This window comes from Gracilibacillus sp. D59, from assembly GCF_052246695.1.
Taxonomy (GTDB): Bacteria; Bacillota; Bacilli; order Bacillales; family Amphibacillaceae; genus Gracilibacillus.
The window spans coordinates 607,013-620,670 of sequence record NZ_JBQQCK010000001.1 but is presented as its reverse complement, the minus strand read 5'-3'; the positions used below and the strand labels follow the sequence as shown (position 1 = coordinate 620,670).

13 protein-coding genes are annotated in these 13,658 nt (G+C 33.5%); all 13 read left to right on the top strand.

What is annotated here, in order from left to right; genetic code table 11:
* Nucleotides 1-171: 171 nt before the first annotated feature.
* The 13 genes from ACTWP4_RS02780 to wecB all read left to right on the top strand — a co-directional run bounded on the left by ACTWP4_RS02780 (nucleotide 172) and on the right by wecB (nucleotide 13,658).
* Nucleotides 172-936, top strand: coding sequence for a YveK family protein (locus ACTWP4_RS02780; RefSeq protein WP_443127226.1), 765 nt, complete (start codon nucleotides 172-174; stop codon nucleotides 934-936).
* Nucleotides 911-1,603 carry a CpsD/CapB family tyrosine-protein kinase gene (locus tag ACTWP4_RS02775; RefSeq protein WP_443127225.1) on the top strand — a complete coding sequence of 231 codons (693 nt, stop codon included), beginning with the start codon at nucleotides 911-913 and terminating at the stop codon, nucleotides 1,601-1,603. The genes ACTWP4_RS02780 and ACTWP4_RS02775 overlap by 26 nt, the downstream gene beginning before the upstream one ends.
* A gap of 333 nt (nucleotides 1,604-1,936) precedes the next feature.
* Nucleotides 1,937-2,698 carry a tyrosine-protein phosphatase gene (locus tag ACTWP4_RS02770; protein ID WP_443127224.1) on the top strand — a complete coding sequence of 254 codons (762 nt, stop codon included), beginning with the start codon at nucleotides 1,937-1,939 and terminating at the stop codon, nucleotides 2,696-2,698.
* A 177-nt stretch (nucleotides 2,699-2,875) separates the two neighbouring features.
* Nucleotides 2,876-3,643 (top strand): tyrosine-protein phosphatase, encoded by a 768-nt coding sequence (locus tag ACTWP4_RS02765; protein ID WP_443127223.1) that lies wholly within the window; start codon nucleotides 2,876-2,878, stop codon nucleotides 3,641-3,643.
* Between the two features lie 86 nt (nucleotides 3,644-3,729).
* Nucleotides 3,730-4,611, top strand: coding sequence for a UTP--glucose-1-phosphate uridylyltransferase GalU (gene galU / locus ACTWP4_RS02760; RefSeq protein WP_443127222.1), 882 nt, complete (start codon nucleotides 3,730-3,732; stop codon nucleotides 4,609-4,611).
* Nucleotides 4,612-4,637: 26 nt separating this feature from the next.
* Entirely contained in the window at nucleotides 4,638-6,470 is a 1,833-nt protein-coding gene (locus tag ACTWP4_RS02755) for a polysaccharide biosynthesis protein (protein WP_443127221.1), read from the top strand.
* Between the two features lie 75 nt (nucleotides 6,471-6,545).
* Nucleotides 6,546-7,655 (top strand): DegT/DnrJ/EryC1/StrS family aminotransferase, encoded by a 1,110-nt coding sequence (locus tag ACTWP4_RS02750; protein ID WP_443127220.1) that lies wholly within the window; start codon nucleotides 6,546-6,548, stop codon nucleotides 7,653-7,655.
* Nucleotides 7,656-7,659: 4 nt separating this feature from the next.
* On the top strand, nucleotides 7,660-8,325 hold the full coding sequence (locus ACTWP4_RS02745) for a sugar transferase (RefSeq protein ID WP_443127219.1): 666 nt from the start codon (nucleotides 7,660-7,662) through the stop codon (nucleotides 8,323-8,325).
* Entirely contained in the window at nucleotides 8,322-9,536 is a 1,215-nt protein-coding gene (locus ACTWP4_RS02740; protein ID WP_443127218.1) for a glycosyltransferase family 4 protein, read from the top strand. Before ACTWP4_RS02745 ends, ACTWP4_RS02740 begins: the two co-directional genes overlap by 4 nt.
* Entirely contained in the window at nucleotides 9,537-10,391 is an 855-nt protein-coding gene (locus tag ACTWP4_RS02735) for a sulfotransferase family protein (protein WP_443127217.1), read from the top strand.
* Nucleotides 10,392-10,402: 11 nt separating this feature from the next.
* Nucleotides 10,403-11,419 (top strand): polysaccharide biosynthesis protein, encoded by a 1,017-nt coding sequence (locus tag ACTWP4_RS02730; RefSeq protein ID WP_443127216.1) that lies wholly within the window; start codon nucleotides 10,403-10,405, stop codon nucleotides 11,417-11,419.
* A gap of 2 nt (nucleotides 11,420-11,421) precedes the next feature.
* Nucleotides 11,422-12,531: a capsular polysaccharide biosynthesis protein CapF gene (locus tag ACTWP4_RS02725; RefSeq protein ID WP_443127215.1), complete on the top strand. Its 1,110-nt coding sequence runs from the start codon at nucleotides 11,422-11,424 to the stop codon at nucleotides 12,529-12,531.
* 2 nt (nucleotides 12,532-12,533) lie between these two features.
* Complete coding sequence (gene wecB / locus ACTWP4_RS02720) at nucleotides 12,534-13,658, top strand: non-hydrolyzing UDP-N-acetylglucosamine 2-epimerase (protein WP_443127214.1); 1,125 nt, start codon at nucleotides 12,534-12,536, stop codon at nucleotides 13,656-13,658.

Sequence of the window (13,658 nt, the reverse complement as noted above, 5' to 3'; positions counted from 1 at the left end):
GGCTTTTTATTTGTGTGTATGACAATTATGACATATAAAAACACTTAAAAATCTCAAGATAGTTATGTCAAATAAAAACGGTTTATGTTATAATTCCGTTTATGATGTGTTCGTATACAATGTCATGGGAAAATTCATCTTAAAGAACTTTTATGCGGAGGTTACGAAATAATGGAAGAAACGATATCACTCAAAGAAATTTTCGAAGTCCTGAAAAAACGTCTATTACTTATAGTATTATTAATTGTTGGTGCTGCCGGTATCAGTGCCGTCATCAGTTTTTTTATTTTAACACCGACCTATCAATCTAGTACACAATTTATTGTCAATCAAGATACAAGCGAATCTGAAAGTGTTGACCTTAATCAGATTCGATCTAATGTAGAGATTATCAATACGTATAATGATATTATCACCAGTAATCGTATCCTAGATCAAGTGGTGGAAGAGATGAATTTAACGATATCTGCAGGAGCGTTAGGCGGTAAAATATCGTTAAACACCTCGCAAAATTCTCAAGTTGTAACGCTGACAGCAACTGACTATGACCCGGCGGTAGCGGCAGACATTGCCAATACAACAGTAGAAATCTTTCAAGAAGAATTACCGGGTCTAATGAATGTAAATAATGTAAATGTTCTATCAGAAGCGGTTGTTCCAGCAAATCCACAACCTGTCAACCCGAAGCCTATGCTAAATATCGCAATCGCTATTGTGATTGGTGCAATGGTCGGGGTAGGACTAGCATTCTTATTTGAATACTTAGATAATACGATTAAAACCGAACAAGATGTAGAAGACAAATTGGAATTGCCGATTCTTGGAGTAGTGTCGCATATTGAGGAAAAAGATATGATGTCATTAGGACAGCCTGTTTCCATCAATCAAAAAGCAGAGAGGGGGAGCGTAAGTGGCCAGAAGAAAAAAACAGTCTAAATTAAAGAATGTAAGGCACTTAATCACGAAAATGAACCCACGCTCTCCAATTTCAGAGCAGTATAAAACGATTCGAACGAATTTACAATTTTCTTCTGTAGATGGGGAATTAAAAACGATGCTTGTAACATCTTCAGGACCATCAGAAGGAAAGTCATCAACGACAGCGAATCTAGCAATTGTGTTTGCGCAACAAGGAAAGAAAGTATTACTAATTGATGCGGATATGCGTAAACCAACATTGCACTACACTTTTCGAATCGATAACCGAAGAGGATTAAGCAGTGTGCTAGTGGGCGAATCAAGTTTGCAAGAATCAGTTACAAGCAGTGATGTAGCAGGGCTGGACTTGTTAACTTGTGGGCCGATCCCGCCGAACCCATCTGAATTATTAGGTTCCAAAGCGATGGAAAATCTTATTTCCAATGCCGGTTTGGATTATGATTTAGTACTCTTTGATACTCCGCCTGTTTTAGCAGTAACTGATGCCCAAATTCTTGCTAATATTTGTGATGGTGCAGTAATGGTTGTTCGTAGTAACCAGACAGAATACGATGCTGCCACCAAAGCAAAAGAGTTATTAGATGTAGGTAACGCGAAATTGTTAGGTGTTGTGCTAAATGACCGAGAACAGAAAAAAGGTCACTATTACTATTACGGAAATTAACCAAAAAACCTTTCGATCAATATTAAATTGGTCGAAAGGCTTTTTTTATGAAAATATAAAGGTACTGTGAGACCTCCAGTTATCTATTTCCTACCCTTATTCTGCGCAAATCAATATCAAATCACATATGTTCGTTTCGTATAATTTTATACGAAGCGCTAAAACTCTTCTTCTATGGAACCCCCATAAAAATCAAAGTAAATTCTAATGGATATAAATAACAATAATATCTTGAATTGTTCCTTTCCATTTTATAACGGATATGTTATTCTTTATATAGAACAGGTCTAAAGTCTTGTTTAGTTGGTAGAATAACAGGGAAGGGTGATACTAATGTTGGATATAAATCCATATATTATTCCAATTAATCATGAAAGTGTGTCAAATATTACCTCGTCAATCGCTATAGTGAAGAAAGCTGAAAAAGCTGGAGTAAAAAAAATCATTGCATCACCACGATACATACAAGGAAATCAAGAAATTCATAAAGATTCTATTATTAATCTTGTCGAGAAAATTAACCAACAGCTCGAAGAAGAAAATATAGCAGTAGAAATCATTCCTGGACAAACAATTCGTATTTATGGAAATATGGAAGATGACTTGGTGAAAGGCAGATTACTCACTTATGGAACAGATACAAAATACGTTTTTGTTGAATTAATGTATGATCACATTCCACAATATACCAATCAGTTATGCTATGAATTGCAATTAAAAGGATATAGACCAGTGTTGGTAACTCCTGAAAAAAATGTGGTTATTCAAGAAAATCCTAATTTACTCTATAGTTTGGTGAAAAACGGGGTACTAGTACAAGTGAGTGCGAAGAGTATTGTGGGGGAAAAAGGTAAGAAACTGCAAAAGATTACTAAACAATTGATACAACATAATCTCGTCCATTTCTTGGGTTCAGATACATCGGAAGAAACTAACTATTACTTACAGTCAGCTTGGAATACCATAAAAAAATACAATGATTTTGGACAGCTATATCTATTACAGCAAAATATGAGTGTGCTCTCAGATGGTAATGTGGTCCAGGGAGAAGAGCCTGTCTATTTTAAAAAGAAGAAAATATTCGGAATAATATAAATGGTTAATATGTTTATATATGGAGAAATGAGACTGAATTTACAAAAAATAAAGACTTTTCGACAAAAAACGTCTTTCTTCTCCTGTTTCCATCTGGTGTGTTTCCTGTTATACTTTAGTATGATAATTTGACGTAAAATGTATTACATTTCTGAGCAGAAAGGACGATGAATTGACATGATCGATATTCATTGTCATATCCTGCCTGGAGTTGATGATGGTGCGAAACATACAGAAGATAGTGTGCAGATGGCGAAATCTGCCGTATCACAAGGAATTAACACGATTATTGCCACACCACATCACTTAAACGGTAGCTATGATAACTATAAAGAAGATATATTACTAGCAGTTGATCAATTGAATGATAGATTACAAGAAGAAGAAATCCCCCTAACAATTCTTCCTGGACAAGAAACGCGAATAAATGGAGATATGTTAGCAGACTTAGAGAATGAACAACTATTACCACTAAACGAGACAAGTGGATATTTATTCGTGGAACTCCCATCCAATCATGTTCCGCGCTATACGAAACAGTTAATGTTTGATTTGCAATTACAAGGAATCAAACCAATTATTGTACACCCTGAGCGGAATAAAGAGTTAATCGAAAATCCAAATATATTATATGACTTAGTAAGTAATGGAACATTGACACAAGTAACAGCTGCAAGTGTATCCGGTAAATTCGGTAAAAAGATCAGAAAATTCAGTATACAGTTAATTGATGCCAACTTAACGCATTTTATTGCGTCAGATGCACATAATATAACCAGTAGAGGATTTGTGATGCAAGAAGCACACAATGTTATTAAAGACGAATTTGGAACTTCAATGCTCTTTTGGTTGATGGAAAATGCACAATATTTAGTTAGTGGAGATACAGTAGTAGGAGATGTTCCAGAAAGAATTAAACGCAAGAAGATATTGGGAATATTCTGATTGAAAAGCACTATGTGATTCTGTATAATGCTAAACATGTATGAAAAAAGTATGTTATTAATTTAATTGGAGGATTGTCATCAATTATGAAAAAGGTAAGAAAAGCAATTATACCGGCAGCTGGTTTAGGGACTAGATTTTTACCAGCAACAAAAGCAATGCCAAAAGAAATTTTACCAATTGTCGATAAACCAACGATTCAATATATAGTAGAAGAAGCTATTGCTTCTGGAATTGAAGATATTATTATAGTGACTGGTAAAGGGAAACGAGCGATTGAAGACCATTTTGATCATAATTTTGAATTAGAAGACAACTTATTGAAAAAAGGTAAATATGAATTATTGGAAAAGACAAAACAACCGGCAGAAGTAGATATTCACTACATACGCCAAAAAGAACCACTAGGTTTGGGACACGCTGTTTGGTGTGCTCGCAAATTTATTGGTGATGAACCGTTTGCGGTATTACTTGGTGATGACATTGTTCAGTCGGAAACTCCATGTCTAAAACAATTGATCAATGAATATGAAAATACTGGTGGATCCATTATCGGTGTACAACAGGTTCCTGAGCATGAAACACATCGTTATGGAATAGTTGATCCAAAGGAACAGCAAGGTGATAACTATTCTGTAAATAAATTTGTTGAAAAACCAAAACCAGGTACAGCACCGTCCAACTTGGCGATCATGGGACGTTACGTATTATCACCAACTATTTTTAAATATCTAGAACAAAAAGAAGTAGGAGCCGGTGGTGAGATTCAATTAACCGATGCGATTCAAAGGTTAAATGAATCACAAAGTGTATTTGCGTATGACTTTTCGGGTAAACGCTATGATGTTGGCGAAAAGCTAGGCTTCATTAAAACAACAATCGAATTTGCGTTACAAAATGAGGAAATTGGTGATGAAGTAAAGAAGATCATTGAAGGATTAGCAGCAGAAATTAAAGTGAAGCAATAAATCGATTTAGGGAAAGGATGGCCCAAATGGGTTATAAACAACGGATTTTCTTATTAATCTTATTAGACTCGTTAATCGTTAGTACAGCGATTTTTATAGCTTCATGGATTGTCTATCCAGATTTATCATTTGCTGCGATAGATGCTATGGCGATTACTGCAATCGCCTTGCTTCTATTTCATCATCTCTTTGCGTTTATCTACAAGCTGTATCATAAAGTTTGGGCCTATGCGAGCATTGGTGAATTAATGGCAATCGTAAAGGCGATTACATTTACCATTACGGCGACAGGTTTAGTTCAATTTTTTGCGAATGATTTCACCATTTACAGAAGAGCACTTATTGTTACTTGGTTATTACATATTATTTTAATTGGTGGATCAAGATTTGTTTGGAGAGTATACCGTGATCGCTATATGCAAGGAAATGAAAATAGAAAACGCACATTAATTGTAGGAGCAGGTTCTGCTGGTGCAATGATTGCGAGACAATTAAAAAACGAACAGCAACATACAGAGCTTTTACCAATTGCATTTGCGGATGATGATATGGCAAAGCATAAAATGCAACTATATGATCTTCCAGTCGCAGGAAGCACAAAAGAGATTCCTGACTTAGTCAAAGATTTGGAAATTGAACATATAGTTATAGCTATTCCTTCTTTAACAAATGGTGCTTTAACAGAATTAGTTGCTATTTGTAACAGTACTAATGCAAAAGTTCAGATGGTACCAAAGATCGAGGACATCGTGTCAGGTAAAATCTCAGTGAATTCTCTAAAAAATGTCGATGTAGAAGATGTATTGGGACGTGATCCAGTTGAATTAGATATCAATTCGATTTCGGAATATGTAACAAGTAACACAGTAATGGTTACTGGTGCTGGTGGATCGATAGGTTCTGAGATTTGTAGACAATTGATGCGCTTTACTCCTAGCAAAATCTTGATAGTTGGGCATGGAGAATTTAGTATTTATTCCATTGATATGGAGCTACGTCAAAAATACCAAAATTCTGAAATAGATATTGTGCCAATTATTGCTGATGTTCAAGACCGAAAACGTATTTTCGAAATTGTACAAGAACATAATCCTAGAATTATTTATCATGCAGCAGCACATAAACATGTACCATTAATGGAATATAACCCACACGAGGCCGTAAAAAACAATATAATTGGAACGAAAAATGTAGCAGACGCGGCAGACGCGTTTGGCATCCATACTTTTGTTTTAGTTTCTACAGATAAAGCCGTAAACCCTACGAATGTAATGGGGGCTACAAAACGTGTGGCAGAAATGGTTGTGCAAGATCTTGCAACAAGAAGTAATACTAAATTTGTTGCTGTGCGATTCGGAAATGTACTAGGCAGTCGTGGTAGTGTTATTCCATTGTTTAAGAAACAGATTGAAAAGGGTGGGCCGGTAACAGTTACACATCCTGATATGACAAGGTTTTTTATGACTATACCAGAAGCTTCAAGACTAGTGATTCAAGCGGGTACGCTAGCCAAAGGTGGAGAAATCTTTGTGTTAGATATGGGTGCCCCTGTAAAAATAGTAGATTTAGCAAAAAACCTAATTAAATTATCTGGCTATACAGAGGAAGAGATCCCGATTGAATATACGGGTATAAGACCTGGAGAAAAGATGTATGAGGAATTACTAGGAGAAGACGAAGTACATCCAGAAGCTATATATGAGAAGATATATGTTGGAAAAACTGTGGAAGTTTATGCAGATCATTTTAATGAACTAATAAACCATTTTAATCAATTGAATAATACAGAAATAAAAGATAAATTAATGAAGATAGTATTTGAGGAATTCGAGGAAAAGAAAGTGGGATCAATTAATTAACGTTAAATTGTTTGATCAAAATATGTTTTTGTATGATGCATAACTTTATAACAATGAGGAAGGACGTCTAGTTATATGGCTGATAGAATTTTCCTCTCTTCACCACATATGAGTGAAGAAGGATATGAACAACAATACGTTCAAGAAGCTTTTGATACAAATTGGATAGCACCTTTAGGTACCAACGTCAATGAATTCGAGAAAGAGTTGGCAGAAAAAGTAGGAACAAAAGCTGCCGCTGCGTTATCTTCGGGGACTGCAGCTATTCACCTAGCATTAAAAGCAGCTGAGGTAGGAGAAGGAGATATTGTGTTTTGTTCCACACTTACATTTTCTGCAACAGCAAATCCAATAATCTATCAAAATGCAACTCCGGTTTTTATAGATTGTGATGAAAAAACATGGAATATGGATCCAATAGCATTAGAAGAAGCCTTTGAAAAATATCCAGAAGTAAAGGCAGTAATTGTAGTTCATCTATATGGACTTTCAGCGGATATGGACAAAATTATGGAAATTTGTAAAAAATATAATGTTACAGTAATTGAAGATGCTGCTGAATCTTTAGGAGGATATTATAAAGGACAACATACAGGTACCTTTGGAGATTATGGAATTTATTCTTTTAATGGAAATAAAATCATCACTACTTCCGGAGGCGGAATGCTAGTCTCAAATAATGAAGAGGAAATTGCTAGAGCACGCTTTTGGGCTACACAATCACGTGATCAAGCGAGGCATTACCAACATAGTGAACTAGGTTTTAATTACCGTATGAGCAATGTCGTTGCTGGAATAGGTAGGGGGCAGTTGAAAGTCTTAGATAAACGAGTCCAAAAAAAGAAATACATATATGAATATTATAAAAAAGAACTTGGACATTTAGAGGGGCTTTCATTCATGCCAGTTAATGATTGGGATCAACCTAATTATTGGTTAAGTTCACTTACGTTAAGTGGAGCAGTTAAACCAATCGATATTTTCAATGCACTAGAAGCAGAAAATATAGAATCAAGACCAATTTGGAAGCCAATGCATATGCAGCCATTCTTCGAGGAATTTGATTTTATTGGTGAAGGTGTATCAGAGAAGTTATTTGAAAAAGGCGTGTGCTTACCTTCAGATACCAAAATGACTGAATATGATCTGACTAAAGTAACTACAATAGTTAAAGAATTGTGGTGATCAAATGGAATTTCAAAAAAACTTTCATGATATAGACTTCGAAAGTGATTATAAAACATTAACATCAATAAATAGATATGTGCAAATGAAAAGAGTATTAGATTTTATTTTAGCACTTTTACTATTTGTTGTTTTGTTACCAGTTTCTATTATCGTTTGTATATTTATTATTGCTGATAGTGGTATGCCAATATTTTTTAAACAAGAACGAATGGGGTATAAAGGACAAACCTTTCGTATCATAAAGTTTAGAACGATGAAAGCAAATACATCCACAAATGATGGAATTACTCATAAAGCAGATATGAGAATTACAAGAATTGGTAAAGTGTTGAGGAAGTTTAGGTTAGATGAAATACCACAACTTCTTAATGTTCTAAAGGGAGAAATGAGTTTTGTTGGTCCTCGACCAGATATGCCACATCTTTACCAAAAAAGAGATAAATATTATCGATATATACTGTTAGTACCTCCTGGAATCACTGGTAAGGCTACTTTAGAGTTTAAAGATGAAGATGAACTATTAAGTAAAAGTGAAAATCCTGAACGATATTATAAAGAGATAATTTTCCCAGAAAAGGTACGGATAAATGTAGAATACATCAAAGATGCAACATTAATTAAAGATTTCAAAATTATGTTAGAAACTGTAGTGAGGGTATTAAAATGAATGTATTATTTTTAATGTTAAACTATCCATTTGATCAAAAAAGAGAACATATGTATAAAGACTTAAGTAGGAAATTTGCCGAGGAAGGTCATAATGTATATGTTGCTGCTCTCTTAGAAAATAAAAATGGAAATGAAACATTTGTCCAAAAAGAAGAAAATCATCAAATTCTCTGGATTAAAGCAGGAAATTATTTTGAAGTGAATAAATTCAGAAAAGGTCTTACTGCACTTTTTTTACCTTTTTATTTTAATAATGCGATAGATAGACACTTCAAAGATATACAATTCGACCTTGTCATATACCCAACACCTGCAATTACTTTGTATTATACAGTGAAGAAACTAAAAAAGAAGCATCATAATGCCAAATATTTACTAGTGGTAAAAGATATTTTTCCACAAAATGCTTTGGATATAAAAATGTTGAATAAAGGTCCTATATATTCTTTTTTTAGAAATATTGAGAAAAAGATTTATAGTATATCGGATTATTTAGGGTGTATGTCAAATCAGAACATAGATTATTTAAAATTACATAATCAAATTGAAACCCAAAAATTCTTCATATTAGAAAACTGGTCATCAGTATATAATGTTAAGAAACCAACAGATAGTGAACTTCAAGATTTGATTAGCAAATATGATTTAAAAGATAAATTTGTTTGTACATTTGGAGGTAATATTAGTCCTGCGAATGAATTGGAATTTTTAATAGAACTAGCAGAAAAATTGTATGAAAATAATATCAATGATGTTCGATTTTTAATTATAGGTAAAGGAATAGCCAAAACTAAAATAAAAGACTTAATAAATAAAAAGAGGCTTCCAAATGTGAAAATGTATGATTTTGTTCCAACAGAGGAATATGATCAATTATTAGCACTTAGTGATCTTGGCCTTGTTAATTTAAATAGAAATTATACGATTCCAAACATTCCTTCAAAAACGCTAAATTTGATGCGGATAGGTAAGCCCGTTTTAGCTGCGACAGATATAAATACTGATTATGATAAATTGATTATGGATGATGCAAATTGTGGCTTGTGGTGTGAAACAGGCGACTTAGAAACATATTACAAAAATTTTATGTCTTTAAAAGATTCAAAAGAATTAAGAGATCAATTGGCTGAAAATGCAAGGAAATACTTTGAACAGTTTCTAACAACAGATACAGCTTATAAAAATATTATCCAAAAAATAGGTGAGTAGATGAATATTGTTATAATAGGTGCTGCAAGGTCAGGAACGAATATGTTAAGAGATTTATTATGTAAACTTGACGACTTTGCAACATGGCCTTGTGATGAAATTAATTATATATGGAGATACGGCCAAAAAAGAATTGAACATGACCAATTTACGCAAGATGATGCGGATGAAAAAATGAAGGATTATATAAATAAGCAATTTGATTGGGTAAGGAAAAAGTATAGTGTAAATAATGTCATAGAGAAGACTTGTGCTAATTCATTAAGAGTTGATTTTGTAAATGAAATAGTGCCTGATGCAAAATATATCTTTCTATTCAGGGACCCAATGGATGTTGTGGCTAGTGCAGAATTAAGGTGGAAAGCAAAACTAGATCTTAAGTATCTTATGGCCAAAGCAAGGTTTGTTCCATCAGCAGATATTCCTTATTATGGATCAAAATACGTGTTAAACCGATTAAATAAAATTTTCGATAAAGAAAAAAGACTTAGTTATTGGGGACCAAAATATAAAGGATTCGAAGAAGATGCTAGAAAAATGTCGGCTATTGAAATCTCAGCGCAACAGTGGTTGAAATCCATAGAGGCATCAGCAGAATCCTTTAAAAAGATGCCAAATAATAAATATATATCATTAGACTATAATACGTTTGTTAGTAATCCATCGCAAGAACTAGCAAGAATATTAAATTTCTTAGGATATTCACAAAACAAAAAAATCTTAGAAGATATTAGTATGAATGTTTCTAATAAGAGCGTAGGGAAAGGCTATCATACTATTAAAAGAGAAGAAATGAAATTAGTCAAAGAAATAGTGGGTGCAAAGTATTCTGAACTAAAAAGCGAATTTTTATAGAGGGTGAAAATATGTTTGAGGGAAAAACTTTATTAATAACAGGTGGTACAGGTTCTTTCGGAAATGCTGTAATGGAGAAGTTTCTACATACCAATATAAAAGAAATCCGCATATTTTCACGTGATGAAAAAAAACAAGATGATATGCGTAAGAAGTACAGAAATGAAAAGCTGAAATTCCATATAGGCGATGTTCGAGATATAGCAAGTGTTAAAAATGCGATGTATGGTGTTGACTATATATTTCATGCAGCAGCATTAAAACAAGTGCCTTCTTGTGAATTTTTTCCAATGGAAGCTGTGAAAACTAATGTAGAAGGAACAGATAATGTATTAACCGCAGCAATTGAATGCGGAATTAAAAAAGTAATTTGTCTATCAACTGATAAAGCAGCTTATCCTATAAATGCTATGGGGATCTCAAAGGCAATGATGGAAAAAGTCTTTGTTGCCAAGTCCAAAACAGTAGATCCAGATAGAACATTAATTTGTGGAACAAGATATGGAAATGTGATGGCATCAAGAGGTTCAGTAATTCCATTGTTTATAGAACAGATTAAAAATGGACAACCATTAACTGTCACTGACCCTACTATGACGAGATTTTTAATGAGTTTAGAAGAAGCCGTGGAATTAGTAGCTTTTGCTTTCGAAAATGCAGAAGTAGGAGATATTATGGTTCAAAAATCACCAGCTTCTACAATTGGTGACTTAGCACAGGCACTTAAAGAATTATTTGAAGTAAATAATGAGATAAAAGTTATTGGAACTCGACATGGAGAAAAATTGTATGAAACTTTATTAACAAAGGAAGAACATGTCGTTGCTGAAGATTTAGAAGGGTTCTATAGAGTACCAGCTGATCAGAGGGATTTAAATTATGATAAATATTTTGTAGAAGGAGATCAAAAGCTCTCTACAGAGGAAGAATATAATTCACATAATACTTATCGTCTTAATGTTGAAGAAGTCAAGAAGAAGTTAATGGAACTACAGTTTGTACGAGATGAACTGAAAGGGTGGAGATAACAATGAAAATCCTCATTACAGGATCAAATGGTTTTATTGCAAAAAATTTAATTGCAGAACTTCAGAATCGTAATTACAATGATCTTTTACTTTATAATAGAGATAACGATTTAGATGATTTGAATGATTACTGTAAAGAGGCTGATTTTGTTTTCCATCTAGCAGGGATAAATAGACCAGATGATGAGTCAGAATTTATGGAAGGAAATTATGGTTTAACCTCTTTATTATTAGATCGACTTAAGGAAAATAATAATAATTGTCCAGTTCTAGTCACATCTTCCACTCAGGCTGAACTTGATAACCCTTATGGTAAAAGTAAGAAGGCTGGAGAGGATTTGCTATTTGAATATGGGAGAAACAATGATGTTCAACCATTAATATATCGATTACCGAATGTATTCGGCAAGTGGTGTAAACCCAACTATAATAGTGCAGTAGCGACTTTTTGTCATAACATTGCAAACGGGGAACCAATAAAAGTTAATGATTCTAGTGTTGTGTTGAAACTTGTTTATATAGATGACGTGATAAATGAATTTGTGAATGCATTAGAAGGTAACCCAAATAAAGTTGATGATTTTTGTGAAATATCTACAATTTACAATGTTAAACTAGGAAAAGTAGTAGACCTAATCCAAGAATTTAAAACTAGTCGTGATAACCGTTTAATCCCTAATATGTTAGACGAGTTCACGAAGAAACTATATAGTACTTATTTGAGTTATTTAGATACAAATAATTTTAGTTATCCATTACAAAAACATGAAGATGATCGTGGCTCATTTACCGAGTTTATTAGAACGATAGATCGTGGACAAGTTTCGGTCAATGTTTCAAAGCCAGGTATTACAAAAGGTGATCACTGGCACCATACTAAAAATGAGAAATTTTTAGTAGTAAGTGGTAAAGGTGTCATACGTTTTAGAAAAATTGATTCTAAAGAAGTAATAGAGTACTTTGTAAGCGAAGATAAGTTTGAGGTCATTGATATACCTGTTGGTTATACACATAATATTGAAAACTTAGGTGACAAAGATATGATTACCATTATGTGGGCAAATGAATTATTCGATCCACAAAGGCCTGATACATACTATCTGGAGGTTTAATAATGAAGAAGTTAAAGGTTATGACAGTAGTTGGGACAAGACCTGAGATTATTAGGTTAGCTGCTGTAATTAATAAGTTAGAAGAATCAGAAGCTATTGAACATACGCTTGTTCACACAGGTCAGAATTATGATTATGAATTAAATGAAGTATTTTTTAATGATTTTAATTTAGATAAACCAGATTATTTCTTAAATGCAGCAACTGGTACGGCAGTGGAAACAATCGGAAATATTCTAGTTAAAATTGACCCAATTATGGAAGAAGTACAACCAGATGCATTTTTAGTGCTTGGAGATACAAATAGTTGTTTATGTGCAATTGCTGCAAAACGAAGAAAAATTCCTATCTTCCATATGGAAGCGGGAAATCGTTGTTTTGATCAACGTGTACCAGAAGAGACGAATCGTAAAATCGTTGATCATACAGCGGATATCAATCTTACATATAGTGATATCGCAAGAGAATATTTACTTAGAGAAGGGTTACCAGCGGATCAAATTATTAAAACAGGTAGTCCGATGTATGAAGTTTTAAGTTGGAAGAGAGAAGAGATTGAGAAATCAAACGTGTTAGAAAAATTAGATCTTAATAAAGGTCAATATTTTGTTATCTCAGCTCATAGAGAAGAAAATATTAATTCTGATAAAAACTTCAATGATTTAATTGAAAGCTTGAATGGTATAGCTGAGCAATACAAATTGCCGATCATTATAAGCACACATCCTAGAACTCGGAAAATGATTGACAAAAGTGGAGTCGAATTACATCCATTAATCCAAACATTAAAGCCTTTAGGTTTCAATGATTATAACAAGTTACAACTTTGTTCACGTGCCGTGTTAAGCGATAGTGGAACAATTAGTGAAGAGTCATCTATTTTAGGCTTCAGGGCTTTGAATATAAGAGAAGCTCATGAACGACCAGAGGCAATGGAAGAAGCGTCTGTAATGATGGTCGGATTGAATAAGGAAAGAATTTTACAGGGACTTTCAGTGTTGGAGACACAAGCAAGAAATACATTACGGTTGGTAAGTGATTATAGTATGCAAAATGTTGCTGAAAAAGTTTTAAGAATTATTTTATCATATACTGATTATGTAAATACTAATGTCTGGAGGAAATAA

Bases quoted from the DNA above. Each gene is read 5' to 3' on its own strand.
- ACTWP4_RS02780 (WP_443127226.1), top strand. From the start codon at position 172: ATGGAAGAAACGATATCACTCAAAGAAATTTTCGAAGTCCTGAAAAAA.
- ACTWP4_RS02770 (WP_443127224.1), top strand. From the start codon at position 1,937: ATGTTGGATATAAATCCATATATTATTCCAATTAATCATGAAAGTGTG.
- ACTWP4_RS02765 (WP_443127223.1), top strand. From the start codon at position 2,876: ATGATCGATATTCATTGTCATATCCTGCCTGGAGTTGATGATGGTGCG.
- galU (WP_443127222.1), top strand. From the start codon at position 3,730: ATGAAAAAGGTAAGAAAAGCAATTATACCGGCAGCTGGTTTAGGGACT.
- ACTWP4_RS02755 (WP_443127221.1), top strand. From the start codon at position 4,638: ATGGGTTATAAACAACGGATTTTCTTATTAATCTTATTAGACTCGTTA.
- ACTWP4_RS02750 (WP_443127220.1), top strand. From the start codon at position 6,546: ATGGCTGATAGAATTTTCCTCTCTTCACCACATATGAGTGAAGAAGGA.
- ACTWP4_RS02745 (WP_443127219.1), top strand. From the start codon at position 7,660: ATGGAATTTCAAAAAAACTTTCATGATATAGACTTCGAAAGTGATTAT.
- ACTWP4_RS02740 (WP_443127218.1), top strand. From the start codon at position 8,322: ATGAATGTATTATTTTTAATGTTAAACTATCCATTTGATCAAAAAAGA.
- ACTWP4_RS02735 (WP_443127217.1), top strand. From the start codon at position 9,537: ATGAATATTGTTATAATAGGTGCTGCAAGGTCAGGAACGAATATGTTA.
- ACTWP4_RS02730 (WP_443127216.1), top strand. From the start codon at position 10,403: ATGTTTGAGGGAAAAACTTTATTAATAACAGGTGGTACAGGTTCTTTC.
- ACTWP4_RS02725 (WP_443127215.1), top strand. From the start codon at position 11,422: ATGAAAATCCTCATTACAGGATCAAATGGTTTTATTGCAAAAAATTTA.
- wecB (WP_443127214.1), top strand. From the start codon at position 12,534: ATGAAGAAGTTAAAGGTTATGACAGTAGTTGGGACAAGACCTGAGATT.